Source organism: Edaphovirga cremea, assembly GCF_003332275.1.
Lineage (GTDB): Bacteria > Pseudomonadota > Gammaproteobacteria > Enterobacterales > Enterobacteriaceae > Edaphovirga > Edaphovirga cremea.
On sequence record NZ_QOVA01000007.1, the window covers coordinates 146,020 to 166,265 of the forward strand.

The following is a 20,246-nucleotide window of genomic DNA, read 5'->3' on the forward strand; positions in this document are numbered from 1 at the left end:
TTTTTTTAAAGAAATGCCTGGGCTACCGTCAACGCGTCGGCAACTCGAATGATGAAGAGCATTCACCTTACGCTTTTTAACCGGGTCAACAACCAGATAAATACTGGTGCCCCCAGCGTGGCAGTGACGACGCCTATCGGTAACTCGGCAGATGACAGCATAATGCGCGCCAGAACATCAGCCAGTAAAAGTATCGCGGCTCCCGCCAGCGCACAGCCTAAAAGCAAACGACGCTGATCGGTCAACCCGTTCAACCGCAGTATATGCGGGATAACCAGGCCAACGAATCCGATTACCCCGGCGATAGCGACACTCACCCCAACCAGCCAGCCGACGGCAACCACCAGAATATTACGCCACAGATGCACTGATAATCCGAGCTGACGTGCCTGTTCCTCGCCAAGCGCCATCAGGTTGAGTGCCCGCCCCTGGAAACACAACCAGATGGCAATGGGCAACAGAGAGAGCATGAGCCACTTCTGCCGCCAGTCAACGCCGCTGAAACCGCCCATCATCCAGTACATCAGTTGACGTAAATCCAGACTGGAACTGAAGTAGACGGCCCAGGTCATGACTGCGCTGCAAACGATACCCAGCGCTACCCCAACCAGCAATAAACGCGAATTGGTCAACCGGCGACGGCGCGAAAAGAACAGCAGCAGTAAGGTGATGAATAAAGCGCCAGCGACTGCGCTCAGGCTGATTAACCACACGGGCACCATCTCCTGGCCCAGGAAAACCGTCAGTACCAACGCCACACCCGCACCATTCGCCACGCCCAGTAAACCCGGTTCCGCAAGGGGATTTTCAAACAGCGATTGCATCACCGCCCCAGCGATAGCGAGGCTGGCCCCCACCGCCATGACCGCCGCCGCGCGCGGCAAACGTAGCTGCCAGACGAAAAGGCGTGAAGAATCATCCATCCAGTGTTGCGGCAAGATCCAGACATCGCCCGCGCTCAGGCTGATGACAAAGATAATCAGCAATAGCACGCCCAACAGCAGCAGGCGTCGTCGATCTTGCCAACCCTGTTGCTGTTTGAGTTGTGTGAATGTCTCGTTAGATGGCATGAAAACTGGAATCCCGGTCACAGAGCAATTTGCTGTGGAGAACAATATAAAAAGAAAAGGCCGCTTTCGCGGCCTTTTATACTTTCACTTACTCTTTCGGTGTGGCATTTTCAACCCGGCTTTTTAACTTTTGCCCTGGACGGAAGGTCACCACACGGCGCGCCGTAATAGGAATGTCCTCTCCCGTCTTCGGGTTACGTCCCGGACGTTGGTTCTTGTCACGCAGATCAAAATTGCCAAAACCAGACAACTTGACTTGTTCACCATTCTCTAAAGCATGACGTACTTCTTCAAAGAATAGCTCTACCAGGTCTTTGGCATCCCGCTTGCTCAGCCCGAGCTTTTCAAACAGGTGTTCTGACATTTCAGCTTTAGTAAGCGCCATAGGTTCAATCCCTCAAGGATGCTTGGAATCGCTGTTGTAGAGCCTCTACACATCTTGCAACGGTAGCGGCAATCTCCTCTTCTTCCAGTGTACGAGCGGTATCCTGCAATACCAGACTGATAGCCAGGCTCTTGTAACCTTCTGCCACGCCCTTGCCACGGTACACATCAAACAAGTTTACGCCAACTACCTGATTTACGCCAACTTTCTTACACTCGACCAAAATATCGTCTGCGGAGACGTTTTCAGCGACCACAACAGCGATGTCACGACGGTTTGCAGGGAAGCGCGAAATCTCTCTCGCATCAGGCAGCACGCGGTCTGCGAGCTTATTCCACAACAATTCGAACACCACAGTACGGCCATTCAGATCGAGCTTACGCTCCAGCTCCGGGTGCACTACTCCAATGAAACCAATACGTTCGCCGTGTAAATAAATTGCGGCGCTCTGGCCCGGATGCAATGCAGGGTTAGCTTCAGTCTTGAACTGTATGGCAGATAATTTGCCAGTAAGTTCAAGAATTGCTTCAAGATCCCCCTTCAAATCATAGAAGTCAACTGACTGACGCGCCAGATCCCAATGTTCTTCGTATCGGTTGCCTGCAATCACACCTGACAGCATGACATCCTGACGGATACCCAGATCCGCTGAACTATCAGGTACAAAGCGCAGGCCACTTTCAAATAAACGCAGTCTGTTTTGCTGACGATTCTGATTATAGACTACGGATGATAGGAGGCCACTCCACAGGGAAAGGCGCATCGCTGACATATCAACAGAGATAGGGCTAGGCAGGATCAGGGCTTCTTCACCCGGGTGCAGCAGGGATTGAATCTTAGGATCAACAAAGCTATAGGTGATCGCTTCCTGGAAACCACGGTCGACCAGCATGGCTTTCACCCGCTTGAGCGACAGATTCGCCTCACGGTGTTGGGTCATGATCAGGTCGGCTTTCACCGGCACATCCGGAATGCTGTTATAGCCATAAACCCGGGCGATCTCTTCCACCAGATCTTCTTCAATTTCCATATCGAAACGCCAGCTCGGCGCAACGGCCAGCCAGTGGTCACCGTTATGGCTAACGTCGCAACCCAACCGGGTCAGGATATCCGTCACCTGCGCGTCTTCTACGTGATGACCAATCAGGCGATCGAGTTTTTCCCGGCGCAACGTGATGGTTGCGGGTTTAGGCAGGGTGGCTTCTGTGGTGACATCAATCACCGGACCGGCTTCACCCCCGCAAATGTCCAGCAGCAACTGGGTCGCACGCTCGATGGCCTTCTTTTGCAGCGCAGGATCAACGCCACGCTCATAACGATGCGAAGCATCAGTGTGCAAGCCGTAACGGCGTGCACGGCCTGTAATCGACAGAGGATTGAAGAACGCGCTTTCGAGCAGAACGTCATGCGTTTCGCCATTGACTCCGGAATGCTCACCACCAAAAATACCACCCATTGCCAGCGCTTTCTGGTGATCGGCAATAACCAGGGTATCTTCACGGAGTTTGGCTTCGCTACCATCAAGCAGCGTCAGTTTTTCTTCTGGTTTAGCCAGACGAACAATGATGCCGCCTTCAATGCGGTTCAAATCGAACGCATGCATCGGCTGCCCCAGTTCCAGCATGACGAAGTTGGTAATATCAACCACCGCATCGATTGAGCGGATACCACTACGGCGCAGTTTTTCACGCATCCACAGTGGGCTCGACGCCTTGACGTCAATGCCTTTGATCACACGGCCCAGATAGCGCGGGCAGGCGTCGGGGGCATCAACACGAATCGGCAGTGTATCGGCAATCGTCGCGGTAACCGGATTCATCTCAGGCGCAACCAACGGCAGTTGATTGATCACTGCGACATCACGCGCCACCCCAATAATGCCCAGACAGTCAGCACGGTTCGGCGTAACGCTAATTTCAATAATGCGATCGTTGAGTTTGAGGTACTCACGGATGTCGGTGCCAATGGTGGCGTCCAGCGGCAATTCAATAATCCCGCTGTGATCCTCGGAAATACCCAGCTCAGAGAATGAGCACAGCATACCTTCTGACGGCTCGCCACGCAGTTTTGCCGCCTTGATTTTGAAATCACCCGGCAGAACGGCACCAACGGTAGCAACAGCCACTTTCAGCCCCTGACGGCAATTTGGTGCGCCGCAGACGATATCCAACAGACGATCGCCGCCGACATTGACTTTTGTTACGCGCAATTTGTCAGCATTCGGATGCTGGCCGCATTCGACAACTTCACCCACGACAACGCCGTGGAATTCGCCAGCAACTGGCTCCACGCCGTCAACTTCCAGACCGGCCATAGTGATTTGGTTGGCCAGTTCGTCGCTACTGATGGCTGGGTTTACCCATTCACGCAACCAGAGTTCACTGAATTTCATGTGATATTCCCGCCCTTACTTAAACTGTTTGAGGAAACGCAGATCGTTTTCGAAAAATGCCCGCAGGTCAGTCACGCCATAGCGCAACATGGTCAGACGTTCCATGCCCATACCGAAGGCAAAACCCGAGTAAATTTCCGGATCAATACCAACCTTGCGCAGCACGTTTGGGTGCACCATGCCGCAACCGAGCACTTCAAGCCATTTGCCGTTTTTGCCCATCACATCGACTTCAGCAGAAGGCTCGGTAAATGGGAAATACGAGGGGCGGAATCGAATCTGCAAATCTTCTTCAAAAAAGTTACGCAGGAAATCATGCAGCGTCCCTTTCAGGTTGGTAAAGCTGATGCCTTTATCGACAATCAACCCTTCCATCTGGTGGAACATCGGCGTGTGCGTCTGGTCGTAATCGTTACGATAAACGCGACCTGGTGCAATGATACGGATTGGCGGTTGCTGACCGTTCATGGTGCGGATCTGCACACCAGAAGTCTGCGTGCGCAGCAAACGGCTCGCATCAAACCAGAAGGTGTCGTGATCGGCACGGGCTGGATGGTGTGCTGGAATATTCAACGCATCAAAGTTGTGGTAATCGTCTTCGATTTCAGGCCCGGTTTTGACAGAGAAACCCAACTCGCCAAAGAACGTTTCGATACGGTCGATAGTGCGGGTGACAGGATGCAACCCACCGTTTTCCATACGGCGCCCCGGCAAGGAGACATCGATGGTCTCTTCGGCCAGGCGCGCATTCAACGCGGCAGACTCCAGGGTATTCTTGCGCGCATTCAACGCGTCCTGAACTTCCTGCTTCGCCTGGTTAATCAGGGCACCGGCGGCTGGACGCTCTTCGGCAGACAATTTGCCCAACGATGCCATTTGCAACGTTATGTGGCCTTTCTTGCCTAAATATTCGACGCGTACCAAATCCAACGCGGCAACATCCTGGGCATCCTCTATGGCTGCCTTCGCGTTGGCAACCAGCTCTGCGAGATGTGGCATTGTTTTCCTCTTCTTCTGGCCGGAATGGCCCGATGTAAAATAAAAGATAGTTATTGTGTGTTCGCCCTGTCCCACTGGCCTGCATACTCAGAGGGCAAAAAACAAAAAAGCCTCCACATAGGGAGGCTTAGGCGCTACTTTTCGTTTCTTTTCTTACGCGCTAAAGCCCCCTGAACTCAGGTGCCAAAGTAAAAAAAGAAGCGGAAAACAGCAGCATTCATGCTTGCATTACCTTAGTAATCAACTCACAACCATTGTTAAATTCTGGCACGAAAAAGTCAATATTTCTATAAACATAAACGCAAAAGAGGGAGCAAGCTCCCTCTTTCATCTGACTTACGCCAGAGCCGCTTTCGCTTTTTCGACCAGTGCACTGAAGGCCACTTTGTCAAATACTGCGATGTCAGCCAGAATCTTACGGTCAATTTCAATAGAAGCCTTTTTCAGACCATTAATGAATTTGCTGTAAGACATGTCATTCTGACGCGCTGCTGCGTTGATACGTGCAATCCACAGTTGACGGAATTGACGTTTCTTTTGACGACGGTCGCGGTAAGCGTATTGACCAGCTTTGATTACTGCCTGGAAGGCAACACGATAAACGCGCGAACGGGCACCGTAGTAGCCTTTCGCCTGTTTCATTATCTTCTTGTGACGTGCGCGAGCAACCACACCACGTTTTACACGAGCCATATGCTCTCCTAAGTCTTATTCTGAGTTAATTAAAAAAGTTTCTTATGCGTACGGCAGACACGCGATGACAAGGCCCAAATCGTTCTTGGAAACCAGGCCTTTAGGGCGCAGATGACGTTTACGTTTAGTCGCTTTTTTGGTCAGAATGTGACGCAGGTTAGCGTGCTTGCGCTTAAAACCACCGTTGGCGGTTTTTTTGAAGCGTTTAGCGGCGCCGCGTACTGTTTTAATCTTTGGCATTTTAATATCCACTTCGCATTGTTAATTACATGAATCAGAAAGGCGAACTAAACCCACGCAGCGCAAGCACTGCGTGGGAGACGTTACTTGGAAGCCTTACTGTTTCTTCTTAGGTGCGAGCACCATGATCATCTGACGGCCTTCGATCTTCGTAGGGAAGGATTCGACAACGGCCAAATCAGAATCTTCACACAAATCTTTACGGACGCGGTTAAGCACTTCCATACCGATTTGTTGGTGCGCCATTTCACGTCCGCGGAACCGCAGGGTGATTTTGGCTTTATCGCCATCTTCCAGAAAGCGAATCAGGTTGCGTAGTTTGACCTGATAGTCGCCATCATCGGTGCCAGGTCGGAATTTGATTTCCTTGACCTGAATAACTTTTTGCTTCTTCTTCTGTTCTTTAGTCGACTTACTCTTCTCATAGAGGAATTTGCCGTAATCCATGATACGACAAACTGGCGGTTCGGCATTAGGGCTGATTTCTACTAAATCGACCCCAGCTTCCTCTGCTTTTTCAAGAGCTTCACTCAGATTAACAATACCAAGCTGCTCGCCATCGACGCCTGTTAGGCGAACTTCTTGAGCGCGAATTTCTCTGTTAATGCGATTAGGACGCGCCGGTTGAACTCGTTTTCCGCCTTTAATACTTTATTCCTCCAGTTGATGAAGACTTCGGCTGCGTATCTCATTAAGCAGCCTGTCTACGACGTCGTTAACATCCAGGCTTCCCAAATCTTTACCGCGGCGGGTACGGACGGCAACGTTGCCTGACTCGACCTCTTTATCACCACAGACCAGCATGTAGGGAACCCGACGTAACGTGTGTTCGCGAATTTTAAAGCCTATCTTCTCATTTCTCAAGTCTGCTTTTGCGCGAATACCGGCATCTTGCAGCTTTTTAGTCAATTCTGCGACATATTCAGATTGGCTGTCGGTGATATTCATCACCACCACCTGAACCGGTGCAAGCCAGGTCGGGAAGAATCCCGCATACTCCTCGGTCAAAATACCGATGAAGCGCTCCATGGAGCCCAGAATTGCACGGTGAATCATTACCGGTACCTGACGATCGTTACTTTCGCCAATATAGGACGCATTCAAGCGGCCAGGTAATGAAAAGTCGAGCTGCACGGTACCACACTGCCACGCACGATCCAAACAATCATGCAAGGTAAATTCAATTTTTGGTCCGTAGAATGCCCCTTCACCCGGCTGATATTCGAATGGAATTTCGTTTTCAGTCAGTGCTGCCGCCAGATCGTCCTCGGCACGGGTCCATAATTCGTCGCTGCCAATACGTTTTTCAGGACGGGTGGATAATTTCACCTCAATCTTGTCAAAACCAAAGGTGCTGTACATGTCGTACACCATCTTGATGCAACTGTTGACCTCATCACGCACCTGCTCTTCGGTACAGAAGATGTGCGCATCGTCCTGGGTAAAACCACGGACGCGCATCAGGCCATGCAGGGAACCCGACGGCTCATTGCGATGACAGCTACCGAATTCAGCCATACGCAACGGCAGATCGCGATAGGATTTCAAACCCTGATTGAAGATCTGTACGTGACCTGGGCAGTTCATCGGCTTAATGCAATACTCACGGTTCTCAGACGACGTGGTAAACATGGCCTCTTTGTAGTTATCCCAATGCCCGGTTTTCTCCCACAGTACCCGATCCATCATGAACGGACCTTTTACTTCCTGATACTGGTAGGATTTAAGCTTCATGCGCACAAAAGCTTCGAGCTCGCGGAAGATAGTCCAGCCGTCGTTATGCCAGAACACCATACCCGGCGCTTCTTCCTGCATGTGGTAGAGATCAAGCTGCTTACCGATTTTACGGTGATCGCGCTTGGCCGCCTCTTCCAGACGTTGCAGGTAGGCGTTCAGTTGTTTCTTGTCAGCCCAGGCGGTGCCATAAACGCGTTGCAGCATTTTGTTTTTGCTGTCGCCACGCCAGTAAGCACCAGAAATTTTCTGTAGCTTGAAGTGATGGCAAAAGCGCATGTTCGGTACGTGCGGACCACGGCACATATCGACATATTCTTCGTGGTGATAAAGGCCGGGGCGATCGTCATGGCTGATATTCTCATCGAGAATCGCCACTTTGTACTCTTCACCACGGGCGGCAAATGTGTCGCGGGCTTCCTGCCAGCTCACTTTTTTCTTCACCACGTCATAATCTTTGTCGGCAAGCTCATGCATCCGCTTTTCCAGCAGATCCAGATCTTCCTGGGTCAGTGAGCGATCGAGATCGACATCATAATAGAACCCGTTATCAATCACCGGACCAATAGCCATTTTGGTATCTGGCCACAACTGTTTGATCGCATGACCCAACAGGTGCGCGCAAGAGTGACGCAAAATTTCCAGGCCATCCTGATCTTTGGTGGTGATGATGGCGAGTTGCGCATCGGATTCGATAAGATCGCTGGCATCAACCAGTTCACCGTTGACGCGCCCGGCGATGCAGGCTTTCGCCAGACCAGGACCGATATCAAGCGCGACATCAAAAGGGGAAACGGGATGATCGTACTGACGCTGACTTCCATCAGGAAGGGTAATTACTGGCATGATAATTCCTTATCTACAGTGGTGACCCACACGACAGATCACATATAGTAATATATTATTGAATTGTATCAGTTAGTTATCAGCGTTATCCAGCTTCACTCTGCCAGATATAGGCACGCATAGGTACACAATTAAAATGCACTATGTTGCGACGCTATAACCTGCCCGCGATACTACCATCAAACAAATTCCCTATTCCATCACTTCGAACCTTATCCCTCCCTTCTTTGTGGATAAATAGCTTGTGGATAAACAAATGCCAAAACCATCATGCTTCTACAATACGTAGCCTTGCATAACATTATGGAAAAAAGCACGTTATGAGCCCACAGCCTGGAATTGCTGTTTATTATAGGGTTGTCTGCGGAAGGATAGGATGGCGCTCAGCGGTGGATTAACGAAGAGGGTGAGGCATTCTTTAGAAGTAAAAGCTGAAGTAAAGCGCCCTCAGGATTCAGGCCGTGCCTCAAGAAATGCTTCTGAATGGGTTTGACTTAACATAGTGATATCGCTGAATACAACCACCTTATTTGCATCAACTGCATAGCCACATTTCTTGCAAACAAGATGGCTGACGGATTGGGCATAGGGTTGCGTTGTAGGCGCTGTGAAACGGTCAAACCCACAGTTTTCGCAAAAAATTTTTATATCGGGCATGTCTATTGTAACCGCGCTGTTGAAAAGCAAGGTCACAAGCATAGCACATTTAGGACTATTCTGATAGCCGTCCGTAGATTTTAAGCAATGGTTTTCACTCCATTACACCCCCGCGCAATAAATTGACCAAGGGGAAATCCGAATTTTGGGGCGAGAGCGCAATTTCTCAGCTTCTGAAAAGTACATAGAGGAGGAAACTGCAACTAAAAAAGTCTAAAGTTGTATTCTCTGTAGAATCTGGATAGCAACACGAAAGGCTCAGGAAATGGTAAAGTTAACCAAGCAGCAATGCATTATTCTGACCGGCTTTACCGGTGTTTTGCACGGTGAGTTTGAATGGTTTCACGAAGATTTGGAGCATCGACTGGGACGAGAAGTCCAGACATCGGAATTGGGATACCCTGAATTCATTGCAGAATGCAAACTGTTATATGCCGACGATTTTGAGTCGTTGATGCCTTGAACCCAAACGCACATAATTTTTGCTCCCCCACGCAAGACCACTTCTGGCCTCTTGAATCTGCTGGCGACTCGCATATACTGTGCGTATATACAGCAAACCACGGAAAGGAATAGAGTGAAAGTCGAACTGATTTATGACAAAAGAAACGTCAGCGGCATTCAGAATGCTGCCGAACTCATTAATGCAGAACTGACGAAACGCGTGCATAGGGTCTTCCCGGATGCGGAAGTCAAGGTCAAGCCGATGCAGGCCAATGGGATCAATACTGATGCCAGCAAGCAGGAAAAGTCAGTCCTTAATCGTCTGGTAGAGGAAATGTTCGAAGATGCAGAAGAGTGGTTGATCAACGAGTAAGTGAGCGTCTCTACTGGAGCGGTGCCCTATTCTTCGTAAAACCGACGTCGTAAAACCCACTCGCTATGGGTTTTACGAATAAAAATAATGTGCTCAATCTGGTATTTTTATTACTTCATTATGCGTATTGTAGGCAAATCCGTCTTTACTTTCAGTGCACGATCAATGAACATTTCTGCCGAACTCTCTGGCAAGCCATTTCCACTCCCTATGTGCTGTTTTTTTCTTCACCCCGTTTTCATAAAAACTGGCGATGGACTCTTTTTTGGCTCCCCCATGAACAAAAAAACTGGCGCATGCCAGACTCACGACATTCTCACTGAAAGACACCTAACATGTTAAAAATCTTCACAAAATATGCCAGTATTGGCGTTATTAACACACTGATCCATTGGGTTGTCTTTGGCGCAATATATTATGGGCTACATGCCAATCAAGCGCTCAGCAACTTCAGCGCTTTTTGCGTAGCGGTAACGTTCAGTTTCTTCGCCAATGCCCGATTTACTTTTCAGGCACAGGCCACCACCATTCGTTACATGATGTATGTTTTTTTTATGGGCGCCTTGTCGTGTATCGTTGGATGGGGAGCTGATAAAAGCGGTTTGCCTCCCCTGTTTACCCTGATCTCTTTTTCAGCGATCAGTCTGATTTGCGGCTTCTTTTATTCAAAATTTATTGTATTTAAGGAAAAGCAGTGAAAATCTCATTAGTCGTCCCCGTCTTCAATGAAGAAGACACGATTGCGCTGTTCTATCAGGCTTTACGCGGTTACGAACCCTTAAAGCAGCATGAAATTGAGATTGTATTTATCAACGATGGCAGCAGCGATAAAACTGCTGACATCGCAACTGCATTGGCGATGGCCGATCCGCTGGTGATGGTACTCAATTTTTCACGAAATTTCGGCAAGGAACCGGCTCTGTTCGCTGGACTGGAGCATGCCACTGGGGATGCGGTGATCCCTATTGACGTCGACCTGCAGGATCCCATCAACGTTATTCCGCGTCTGATTGAAAAATGGCAGCAAGGTGCGGATGTGGTATTGGCCAAACGTTCCGATCGTTCTACAGACAGCCAGATGAAAAGAAAAACTGCTGAATGGTTTTATAAGCTTCACAATAAAATCAGTTCCCCAAAAATTGAGGAAAATGTCGGTGATTTTCGCCTGATGTCGCGCCAGACGGTCGATAATATCCGCACCATGCCCGAACGTAACCTGTTTATGAAAGGCGTGCTGTCCTGGGTCGGGGGTAAAACCGAGATTGTGGAATATACCCGCGAAGAGCGTGTTGCGGGCACGACCAAGTTCAATGGCTGGAAGCTGTGGAATCTGGCATTGGAAGGGATCACCAGTTTCTCCACATTTCCGCTACGCATATGGAGTTATCTGGGGCTTAGCGTTGCAACCATCTCTTTTCTCTACGCGGCCTGGATGGCTGTCGATAAACTGGTCTGGGGGAACCCGGTAAGTGGTTACCCTTCAATGATGGTATCAATCCTCTTCCTGGGGGGCGTACAACTGATCGGTATCGGCGTATTGGGTGAATACATTGGCAGGATTTATGTAGAAGCCAAAGGCAGACCGCGTTACATCATTACCCCTTCCCGTATGACGCAAGACAAAAAAGAAGTAGAAGAAGAAAAACCCTAGAAATACATAGCGGACTGTCAGTGCAAACTGACGATTAATGGAGACGGATCTCTTTGAAAGCGATCAGTGTAGTTATAATAACCAGGGTTCAAAATGAAAATAAGCGATAAGTTGCCACTCATCGTTATCACGCTGTTGGCTATTGTGGTGGTTTTATCTCCTGTCTTTGTCCATGACACGTGGACAAGTTACGATTCTGCCGCTCATTACGGCAGATTGAAGGCTATTAACAACCAGGTTGCGAACCTGCAATTTCCCCCCTTGTTTGACTACCTGAGCCCCGGCAGTTTCGGGTATTCCTGGAATATGTTTTACCCGCCGCTTAGCGTTTACATCATGATGCTGGTGAAACTGCTCTCTTTCGGCACACTCAGCGATGTCGTGCAGTTTAAACTGTCGGTTGGCGCGATGGTGTTGATTGGCTTTGCAAGCATGTATTACGCGGCCAAAGAGATTTTTGCTTCCCGTGAGTGTGCGATGTATAGCGCTGTGCTATTCGTCACGTCCGGTTATTTCCTTAGCAATGCCTATGTCAGGGTTGATGTCGGTGAGTTAATGGCGATGTCATTTATACCGTTGCTGGCATTGGGATTACGTTCGCTTCTGACCGGAGGCAAGCACCATGCCTTTTTCCCTTTCGCTGTCGCACTGATTTTGCTGTCAAATATTCCCTCATTTATCGCGTCATTGATTTTTATTACTCTGGTTCTGGTTATGCATCTGAAGATAACCTTCACCCGATCAGTCATGCTTTATATGCTGAAAAGCGTTGTCTATGTTCTGTTGGCAACGGCCTTTTTTACCGTCCCTTTGGTTTACCACTCGATGCATTACGACGTTTTTGCGTTCAATCATCTGGGTTATCACTATGAAACAATGGGTAAACTTTCTGCTGACTTGCCAGAGATCGTGTTTGGCATGATGTCAGCAAAAGGGAATATCACCCCCGGCATACTGATTTCAGCGGGTGTGGTAGTCAACGCCATCGTAATTGCCGGATTACTCAAGCGCAACGCGATAACCACTCACACCCCACAGAATATTGATATCAAACTGTTGCTGATTGCTCTGGTCTTTATCCCTGCGGCAACCAATATATTCCCCTGGTACATTATTCCTAATAGCGTTCCATTTTTCCGCTTTATGCAATTTCCGTGGCGGTTGATTATGATTTCAACACCCATCCTCTGCCTCTACGCAGGGAGCATGCTGTTCAAATCTTTCAATAATGTTCGCGTACTGAGATATTTCATTTTGGTGTTTGCGGTAATTATGGCATTTTATCCATTACGCGTGCCTTTGACCGAACGGGTAAAAGAGATTCCGTTGAATGTTTTCAATGATTACATGACGACGAAGTTTGAAAAAAACAAAGGCACGTTGACCAAAGAAGAGATGCAGGTAGAAATTCTGTCTGGCGAAGGTTCCGTAAACCTTTCTGGTTACACACTGGGCTATCCCGTTTATCAATATAAAATAACCTCTGATAGCGCATTGGTCGAGTTACCTATCATGGCTTATAAAGGCTATAACGTCGAAGTCAACGGGCAGTCGGTTGAGTATGGTGACGGCGATCGCGGTCTGATGACCGTAAATATTGCACAAGGATCAGGAAACGTAGCGGTAGAATATAAAAAATCACTGACACTGATTCCGTTCATCGTCTCGATACTTTTTATTCTGATTATGCTCATCAGCATTGTTAAACCGCGTAAAAGAAAATAAGTGATATCGGTTGCAGAGCCGCGGCTGGCGGCTCTGCAACTGCTCCCAGCACCCGCCAATTTCACATGAACACTATTTCATTTCATTTCGTTAATTTCATTTCATTTCATGCAGACCATGAAATAAAAATGAAATAGCATGCGCACATCCCGATTTTATTTTCCTTGCCCTGTCTAGCCTGATAACTTCCGTAATCGTTAAGACGCATTACCCTGGTGAATTTTCGAGGTGAGAAATATATGGAAGGGAAAATAATCATGAGTGAAGAGATTAAGGATGCCCGCAAGAGCATTCATGTAGTCTCTTTTGGTCAATTGGGTTATTACGTATTCACTGAATCTGGCGAGAGAAGTTTCAAACCAGGTGATAGTTTTCGTTATGAACGAAACCAGTGGCGACTGAATAACAAAATACCAGTACGGTTATTTGACTTCAATCTGCTTACGCCAAAGAAAATGAACCTCTTGATGAGCCAATTAAAAAAGGCAGGGTAATATCAAGACAATCTGATTATCGAGGATAACTATGGACAGTAATATTTATCTGACGCTAGTAGCGGTATTAGTGATTATTACAATGTATGCTTTTGTCAGGCATATTAAAAAGATCCGAAGTGGTCAAATATTTAGTCAAAGGATGACGCATAAGAAAAACAGACCTTTTCGCACATTTCTTTGAGACACCATTATTTGAGATACCCTTATTTGGACCAATCGCCTTTTGACATCAGAGTCCATTGAGAACAGTTTTTTACCATCACGATCCCTCACAGGCTATACTGCCGGAGCACAGCTTACCATTGCGGCTGGCAACACTATGTGGGGAGTAATTTGATGTCTGAAGTGCTGCAACTGTTCAAGGCCATTGGATTGGGTCTGATGATTTTGCTGCCGTTGGCAAACCCGCTGACAACCGTCGCTCTGCTGCTGGGACTTTCTGGCAACATGACGAAGGAGGAGCGCGACAATCAGTCTTTAATGGCATCAATTTATGTTTTTGCCATTATGACTGTCGCGTTCTATGCGGGTCAGGTGGTAATGAACACTTTTGGGATCTCAATTCCGGGTCTACGTATTGCGGGCGGCCTGATTGTTGCCTTTATCGGCTTTCGTATGCTTTTTCCACAGCAACAGGTGGAAGATGCAACTATTGTCGAAAATAAAAATGCCGAGATGAAGAAGCACAAAACGGCAAATATTGCGTTTGTGCCCCTGGCCATGCCGAGTACGGCTGGACCAGGGACTATCGCGATGATCATCAGTTCTGCGTCAACGATACGTGACGGAGTGGATTATCCGCATTGGATTATTTTGATTGCTCCGGTGCTGATTTTTTTTCTCGTCAGTACCATCCTGTGGGTAAGTTTACGCAGTTCAGGTGCCATCATGAGAATGGTGGGGAAAAGCGGTATCGAGGCAATCTCACGTCTGATGGGTTTTTTGCTGGTCTGTATGGGCGTGCAATTTATCATTAACGGCGTACTGGAGATTATTTCAAGCTATTCTGCAACCCTTCCCTGAGGCGCTACGCAGCGCGGTAACAGGATTTGCCACACCTTGCAGAATCAGGCCGTTGAGGTCGTCAACGAATACCTCAACGGCCTGTCTGTGCTCCTCTAAAGTCACCGTCCCCCTTTAAAGCAAAAGCGACTGATAGGCAGTATTCACCTTCCAGAGATAGCGCGGTGCCTGAGGTGCCGGGTGGTAATTCTGTATATGTTGATAGAACTCTTCCGGGCTGAGATCATTGATTTTCCTGACCGCCAGTTTACGATCGTTGGAGAACGTGCGCAGCAAAGCACCGGCACCATTCACGTAAGCAACTGTTGTGGCATAGCGCAGCGTCTGTGGATTATCGATCCCGGCCAGTTGCTGTTGCAACATACTGAGATAGGCGGTACCCAGATCGATATTGATCTCCGGATCTTTGAGATCGCTGGTGCTTGGTTGCCCACGCCGCCCCTGTAATTGATAAGCGTCACGGCCAGCCGTTGAGGCTTTCAGTTGCATCAGCCCAATCGCATTGGATGCACTGACCACGTTGGGATTGAAGCCGGACTCTACCTGGATAATCGCTTTCACCAGTGTTTCATCCACATCGTAGCGTTTTGCTGCCTGATGAATCGTATTGGCATAAAGAATGGAATTCTCACTGCCATTGAAAACCCCACCTTGCCGCTGAGGCGTTTTTTTTGCGCATCCCACCAAAAACAGAATGGCGATCAGGCAACAGACTCTCATTTTCACGCGTTATCTCTCACTTATCAGCATCAGGAAGCTACCGCAGCCAACAGCAGTTTCCTGGTCTATATTCTGAATATTATATAGGGTAACAACGAGGTGATTATGGCTCAATCTGGAATAAATAATTATGTCATAACGTTCCGTTACGAAGAAAAAGGGCTTTCTGACCTGGCGCAACTGAACAACCAACTGGCGCTCGAGGGTTTTTCCACCACCCTGAAAGACGAGGAAGGAAAAATTCATGAGTTGGGCAGCAATAGTTTCGGTTATGTCGGTCCGCAGGATGCAGAAACGCTCCGCCAGCGGGCTATCGCGATGGGTCATGTCGCCCTGGGTGTGGATCCTGACGTTGAGGTGAGTGAACTTGCGCAATACCTCCAAACGATATCGGTACGACAAAATCAGCAGGTAAAGCAGGTAAAATAGCCATGTGGCTTTTGTTGCTGACTTTTTAAGCGTATTATCAGTCATGTATAGATGTCGAGTGGCGCTGATTACCGGTTGGTATCCAAACGAGCCTCCCCTCTCTTTCCAGCTGTGCGCCATGTCGATCTTTTAGCAACGAAATGACGCTAACCTAATGAATTATTGGCAGGTTGGAGAGGTGATACCATGTGGCAAGCTGTGAGTCGTTTGTTAAGTGAGCACCTGGGTGAGGCAGAAATGCGCGAACGCGTAGAATTGCCTGGAGGAGACATTCATTCAGCCTGGCGGGTAAGCTACGGAGACAAAGACGTTTTTGTTAAGTGGAATACCCGTGAATGTTTGCCCATTTTCACCGCAGAAGCGGATCAACTCGCACTACTCGGTCGCAGTAAGACGGTTCGCGTGCCTGAAGTCTACGGCGTCGGCAGCGATCGTGATAACAGCTTCCTTCTGATTGAATACCTGCCTTTCAAGCCACTGGATGCCCATGGTGCCTATTGTTTGGGTCAACAGCTCGCCAGACTCCACCAATGGAGCGAACAACCGCAATTTGGTCTCGATTTCGATAACGACTTATCCACTACACCGCAACCAAACAGTTGGCAACGCCGCTGGGCACAATTCTTTGCTGAGCAACGAATTGGTTGGCAGCTTCAATTGGCCGCAGAAAAAGGCATGATGTTCGGCGATATCGATGAAATTATCGCCTTGGTGCTGCGAAAACTGCAAAACCACCAGCCACAGCCTTCGTTGCTCCACGGGGATTTATGGCCAGCCAACTGCGCGCAGAGCGCTGATGGACCGGTGATCTTCGATCCTGCCTGTTACTGGGGTGACCGTGAGTGTGATCTGTCGATGTTACCGCTCTACCCCGTTTTACCGCCGCAACTTTACGACGGTTACCAGAGCATATGGCCGTTGCCTGCTGGATTCATTGAGCGGCAGCCTGTCTACCAACTCTACTATCTGCTGAACAAAAGTAATCTGTTTGGCGGGCAGCATTTAGTGACGGCGCAACGTGCAGTGGAACATTTGCTGCATCCTGATCCCTTCTGATTGCAGCAGTACGGGTAAAAAGCCTGCCCCTTGGCAAGAGGCAGGCTTTTTATTGTGACGCGATTTTATTTCACAGGGGTTAAAACCCGACGAGTTTGATGATGAAATACGCGACGATCGCGATGATCAGCGGAAGTATATAGAGCGGGAAAAACTGCAGAAAAATAGTGTGGTGTGGCAACGTGAGTTTTTCTTCGAGTTGCGTCCGGCTTCTGCCCTCAGTGCCTTTGGCATGCTCAAGAATCAGTTGATCCTCCAGCCCTTCGCGAATATGCCTGACCTGGCGGGACATCCTCGCGCCTGATGCCTGCAAAGCGAGTCCGACAAAAATCAAAATATAGATCACGACAAACATCACATTGGCTGAGGAAAATCCGCTGCCCATTTGCGGAACCGGCGAGTTGAACCAAAACACGTTCAGAAATCCGGTATTGAAGCGGATCATATCAATCATGACATGCATGAAATCCAACATAACCGCATTGATGCCTTCGGTTTGCTTGCTGTGCTGATAGATAAAATTCAGCAATGAGACCAGCGTCGAGAGCAGCGCAGGGATGAAAATGACCCATCCCGCTACGCGTTTGAGGACTGCCACGCGTCCAGCCTGTTGATACGTCATGAATTCCCCTTGTTAAAGACGTCCCAGTTATTCCCCAAGTTTACCCATAGTTAGGAAAAGACGCCTGTTTTTTCAGTGGCCCACTCCAAAGAACCCAGCTAATAAGTGCCTTGACGGGCCGTTTATCGCCCTGGCTGGCTGTTAATTTCATTGACTGACTATTTATTGCATTGACTGACCATGGATAGCATGGTCGACTTATCCGCAGTACCCAAACTTTCTTACACAGGAGTGATACACATGGCATATACCCGCCCTATCGAGGCCGCTATATTTGATATGGATGGTCTGTTGATAGATTCAGAACCCCTTTGGATTCAGGCTGAAATGGATATTCTGAGCACCTTGGGCGTTGATCTTTCACAACGGGATCAATTACCAGACACGCTGGGTCTGCGTATCGATCAGGTGGTGGATATGTGGTATCAGGCGTTCCCGTGGAAAGGTCCGGATCGTGCGCAAGTGATTGAACGGGTAATTAATCGTGCTGTGGAACTGATAGATGCAACACGCCCACTCCTTCCTGGCGTTCAACATGCCTTGGATCTCTGTCGCGATAGCGGTTTAAAAATCGGTCTGGCCTCAGCATCACCGCTCTTCATGCTTGAGCGGGTGCTGGAGATGTTTCAGCTACAGGATTATTTTCAGGTTCGGGTTTCTGCCCAATTCCTGCCTTATAGCAAACCTCACCCACAGGTTTATCTGATGGCTGCGGAGCAACTGCATGTTGATCCGCTCAATTGCATTACCCTTGAAGACTCCTTCAACGGCATGATCGCCACCAAAGCAGCGCGAATGCGTTCCATTGTGGTACCCGATAAAGAGGTCCGTGACGATCCGCGCTGGGCGTTGGCCGACGTTAAATTAGCGCAATTGGGTCAGTTAAGGAATGAACACATCGGGGGGTAATGTTTCGACAGAACAGTACCTTAGAAGAATAACATTTTCTAAGGCAAATAGTTTGCGGATGCCACAAGGCATCCGCAAAAGAAAAATATCACAGAAAATCAGCGCGTTTTGGCGTGAACGTATCAATCAATATGCTGTTGTCTTCCAGTGAAACGGCTCCGTGCATTTCATTCTTGATGGCACGATACGCATCGCCCGCTTTCAGAATGCGTTTCACACCTTCAATTTCGACTTCAAAACTGCCTGCGGCCACATACGCAATCTGATCGTGGATGTCGTGCTTGTGCGCGGTACCAATGGCACCTTTATCAAAATGCACGCACACCATCATCAAATCATCACTCCAGGTCATGACTTTACGTTTGATGCCATTGCCCAACTCTTCCCATGGGGTTTCGTCATTAATAAAGAAAGTCTTCATTTTTTACTCCAATTGATATGCGATAGATGGGATGCACTGATTAGCCAACCCAAACAGCCGTCAGCCACACAGGATTCGGCCCATTCTACTGGCTTAAAGGTCACGCTGCGGTTAAAAAATTCAAAAAGCATGACCTTCCTCAAGAAATAAATAAAACGTTATTTCATTTTTATTGAATTAGTATGCCACAAGAACTATCATTCGGCCATCACAAGGAAGAACCGGGCGAGATAGTTGATCCTACTGCGTTGTCACTGCCACGCTACCCAGTTTGATCTGCCCGGGGTATTCCATGGCGGGTAAGTCTCCGGAAACCCTCCATCAGTTGGTTCATAACACAGTTGGTTCATAACAACAGTTGGTTCATAACAAACAAGCGGCAATTTCACCGGGTTGGTTCATTCACGCAAGCTCAGGCACCAGACGTTCAATTGGGGTTGGGTGGGTGAAGATCGGGCCTTTGTGATAAGGATCACGTCGCAGTGAGTGAGCTGCGCTAAACGCGCAACCAATAACAATCGGCGTTGCCACGAGCTCGCCAGTATAAAAACCTGCGGCCGTGCAGCCGCTTACAGAGAGAATGTTAATATGATTTTGGATTCCTTTGATTTAAAAGGTAAAGTTGCGCTGGTTACTGGATGTGACACCGGGTTGGGTCAAGGTATGGCTGTCGGTCTGGCTCAGGCTGGTTGTGACATCGTCGGCATCAACGTAGTAGAACCTACAGAAACCATCGCTAAAGTGCAGGCATTGGGCCGTCGTTTCCTGAGCCTCAGTGCTGACTTAAGCAAAATTGACAAAATTCCGGAACTGATTGAAAAAGCAGTTGCTGAATTTGGTCATATTGACGTGTTGGTTAACAACGCTGGTATTATCCGTCGTGAAGACGCCATCGAGTTCAGCGAGAAGAACTGGGATGACGTCATGAACGTTAACATCAAAACCGTCTTCTTCATGTCTCAGGCTGTTGCACGCCAATTCATCAAGCAAGGTAAAGGCGGCAAAATCATTAACGTTGCTTCTATGCTCTCCTTCCAGGGCGGTATCCGGGTTCCTTCTTACACTGCGTCAAAAAGTGCTGTAATGGGCGTTACCCGTTTGCTGGCCAATGAGTGGGCAAAACACAACATCAACGTCAATGCGATTGCCCCAGGTTACATGGCAACCAACAATACCCAGCAGTTGCGTGCCGATGAAGACCGTAGCAAAGAGATCCTTGAGCGCATCCCTGCTGGCCGTTGGGGCTTGCCAGATGACGTGATGGGTCCAGTGGTATTCCTGTCATCCACAGCATCTGATTACATCAACGGTTACACCATTGCCGTAGACGGTGGCTGGTTAGCACGTTAATCCATATTCA

23 protein-coding genes, 1 pseudogene and 1 other annotated feature are annotated in these 20,246 nt (G+C 48.6%); of the genes and pseudogenes, 12 read left to right on the plus strand and 12 right to left on the minus strand.

From position 1 onward, the window contains the following. Positions 1–62 precede the first annotated feature (62 nt). The 9 genes from btuC to thrS all read right to left on the minus strand — a co-directional run bounded on the left by btuC (position 63) and on the right by thrS (position 8,359). Entirely contained in the window at positions 63–1,070 is a 1,008-nt protein-coding gene (btuC, locus tag DRI82_RS12155) for a vitamin B12 ABC transporter permease BtuC (RefSeq protein WP_114193970.1), read from the minus strand. A gap of 88 nt (positions 1,071–1,158) precedes the next feature. Beyond that, the gene (ihfA, locus tag DRI82_RS12160) at positions 1,159–1,455 is read right to left on the minus strand and encodes an integration host factor subunit alpha (protein ID WP_114193972.1); all 297 of its coding nucleotides are present in this window, start codon (positions 1,453–1,455) and stop codon (positions 1,159–1,161) included. 4 nt (positions 1,456–1,459) lie between these two features. Continuing rightward, positions 1,460–3,847, minus strand: a complete 2,388-nt coding sequence (gene pheT / locus DRI82_RS12165; RefSeq protein WP_114193974.1) for a phenylalanine--tRNA ligase subunit beta — start codon at positions 3,845–3,847, stop codon at positions 1,460–1,462. Between the two features lie 15 nt (positions 3,848–3,862). Continuing rightward, positions 3,863–4,846 carry a phenylalanine--tRNA ligase subunit alpha gene (pheS, locus tag DRI82_RS12170; protein ID WP_114193976.1) on the minus strand — a complete coding sequence of 328 codons (984 nt, stop codon included), beginning with the start codon at positions 4,844–4,846 and terminating at the stop codon, positions 3,863–3,865. Between the two features lie 100 nt (positions 4,847–4,946). Then, positions 4,947–5,072, minus strand: a sequence feature (Phe leader region). Beyond that, complete coding sequence (pheM, locus tag DRI82_RS23855; RefSeq protein WP_157968058.1) at positions 5,023–5,067, minus strand: pheST operon leader peptide PheM; 45 nt, start codon at positions 5,065–5,067, stop codon at positions 5,023–5,025. (Overlaps the previous feature by 45 nt.) A 110-nt stretch (positions 5,073–5,182) precedes the next feature. Further along, positions 5,183–5,539, minus strand: coding sequence for a 50S ribosomal protein L20 (gene rplT / locus DRI82_RS12175; protein ID WP_114193978.1), 357 nt, complete (start codon positions 5,537–5,539; stop codon positions 5,183–5,185). A gap of 42 nt (positions 5,540–5,581) precedes the next feature. Further along, positions 5,582–5,779, minus strand: a complete 198-nt coding sequence (gene rpmI / locus DRI82_RS12180) for a 50S ribosomal protein L35 (protein WP_114193980.1) — start codon at positions 5,777–5,779, stop codon at positions 5,582–5,584. Between the two features lie 96 nt (positions 5,780–5,875). After that, the gene (gene infC / locus DRI82_RS12185) at positions 5,876–6,427 is read right to left on the minus strand and encodes a translation initiation factor IF-3 (protein WP_114193982.1); all 552 of its coding nucleotides are present in this window, start codon (positions 6,425–6,427) and stop codon (positions 5,876–5,878) included. A gap of 3 nt (positions 6,428–6,430) precedes the next feature. Beyond that, positions 6,431–8,359 carry a threonine--tRNA ligase gene (gene thrS, locus DRI82_RS12190; RefSeq protein WP_114193984.1) on the minus strand — a complete coding sequence of 643 codons (1,929 nt, stop codon included), beginning with the start codon at positions 8,357–8,359 and terminating at the stop codon, positions 6,431–6,433. Between the two features lie 922 nt (positions 8,360–9,281). On the opposite strand from thrS, the gene DRI82_RS12195 reads away from it, so the two are divergent. From DRI82_RS12195 to DRI82_RS12225, 7 genes are all read left to right on the plus strand, one after another. Continuing rightward, entirely contained in the window at positions 9,282–9,479 is a 198-nt protein-coding gene (locus DRI82_RS12195) for a DUF7736 domain-containing protein (protein ID WP_114193986.1), read from the plus strand. A gap of 114 nt (positions 9,480–9,593) precedes the next feature. Next, positions 9,594–9,833 (plus strand): DinI family protein, encoded by a 240-nt coding sequence (locus DRI82_RS12200; protein WP_114193988.1) that lies wholly within the window; start codon positions 9,594–9,596, stop codon positions 9,831–9,833. Positions 9,834–10,168: 335 nt separating this feature from the next. After that, positions 10,169–10,531, plus strand: coding sequence for a GtrA family protein (locus tag DRI82_RS12205; RefSeq protein ID WP_114193990.1), 363 nt, complete (start codon positions 10,169–10,171; stop codon positions 10,529–10,531). Continuing rightward, complete coding sequence (locus DRI82_RS12210; protein WP_114193992.1) at positions 10,528–11,484, plus strand: glycosyltransferase family 2 protein; 957 nt, start codon at positions 10,528–10,530, stop codon at positions 11,482–11,484. Before DRI82_RS12205 ends, DRI82_RS12210 begins: the two co-directional genes overlap by 4 nt. A gap of 93 nt (positions 11,485–11,577) precedes the next feature. Then, a complete protein-coding gene (locus DRI82_RS12215; RefSeq protein ID WP_114193994.1) occupies positions 11,578–13,209 on the plus strand; it encodes a hypothetical protein in 1,632 nt (543 codons plus the stop codon). Positions 13,210–13,466: 257 nt separating this feature from the next. Next, on the plus strand, positions 13,467–13,703 hold the full coding sequence (locus DRI82_RS12220) for a hypothetical protein (RefSeq protein ID WP_157968055.1): 237 nt from the start codon (positions 13,467–13,469) through the stop codon (positions 13,701–13,703). Positions 13,704–14,042: 339 nt separating this feature from the next. Then, a complete protein-coding gene (locus DRI82_RS12225; protein ID WP_114193998.1) occupies positions 14,043–14,729 on the plus strand; it encodes a MarC family NAAT transporter in 687 nt (228 codons plus the stop codon). A 114-nt stretch (positions 14,730–14,843) separates the two neighbouring features. On the opposite strand, the gene DRI82_RS12230 is transcribed toward DRI82_RS12225, so the two are convergent. Next, entirely contained in the window at positions 14,844–15,455 is a 612-nt protein-coding gene (locus tag DRI82_RS12230) for a transglycosylase SLT domain-containing protein (RefSeq protein WP_170138699.1), read from the minus strand. Between the two features lie 99 nt (positions 15,456–15,554). On the opposite strand from DRI82_RS12230, the gene ghoS reads away from it, so the two are divergent. Both ghoS and DRI82_RS12240 read left to right on the plus strand, forming a co-directional pair. Further along, positions 15,555–15,878, plus strand: coding sequence for a type V toxin-antitoxin system endoribonuclease antitoxin GhoS (gene ghoS, locus DRI82_RS12235; RefSeq protein WP_114194002.1), 324 nt, complete (start codon positions 15,555–15,557; stop codon positions 15,876–15,878). 186 nt (positions 15,879–16,064) lie between these two features. Continuing rightward, complete coding sequence (locus DRI82_RS12240; protein ID WP_114194004.1) at positions 16,065–16,934, plus strand: fructosamine kinase family protein; 870 nt, start codon at positions 16,065–16,067, stop codon at positions 16,932–16,934. Between the two features lie 79 nt (positions 16,935–17,013). On the opposite strand, the gene DRI82_RS12245 is transcribed toward DRI82_RS12240, so the two are convergent. Continuing rightward, a complete protein-coding gene (locus tag DRI82_RS12245; protein ID WP_114194006.1) occupies positions 17,014–17,556 on the minus strand; it encodes a YniB family protein in 543 nt (180 codons plus the stop codon). Between the two features lie 240 nt (positions 17,557–17,796). Between DRI82_RS12245 and hxpB the strand changes: the two genes are divergently transcribed. After that, on the plus strand, positions 17,797–18,465 hold the full coding sequence (gene hxpB / locus DRI82_RS12250) for a hexitol phosphatase HxpB (protein WP_114194008.1): 669 nt from the start codon (positions 17,797–17,799) through the stop codon (positions 18,463–18,465). An 88-nt stretch (positions 18,466–18,553) separates the two neighbouring features. Here the strand turns inward: hxpB and DRI82_RS12255 are convergent, their stop codons facing one another. Further along, positions 18,554–18,886 carry a cupin domain-containing protein gene (locus tag DRI82_RS12255; RefSeq protein ID WP_114194010.1) on the minus strand — a complete coding sequence of 111 codons (333 nt, stop codon included), beginning with the start codon at positions 18,884–18,886 and terminating at the stop codon, positions 18,554–18,556. Between the two features lie 358 nt (positions 18,887–19,244). Here DRI82_RS12255 and DRI82_RS24335 point away from each other — a divergent pair. Then, positions 19,245–19,386 (plus strand): annotated as a pseudogene (locus DRI82_RS24335) (5-dehydro-4-deoxy-D-glucuronate isomerase); the annotation flags it as partial. Positions 19,387–19,474: 88 nt separating this feature from the next. Then, the gene (gene kduD / locus DRI82_RS12260; RefSeq protein ID WP_114194158.1) at positions 19,475–20,236 is read left to right on the plus strand and encodes a 2-dehydro-3-deoxy-D-gluconate 5-dehydrogenase KduD; all 762 of its coding nucleotides are present in this window, start codon (positions 19,475–19,477) and stop codon (positions 20,234–20,236) included. The last annotated feature ends 10 nt before the right edge of the window (positions 20,237–20,246 follow it).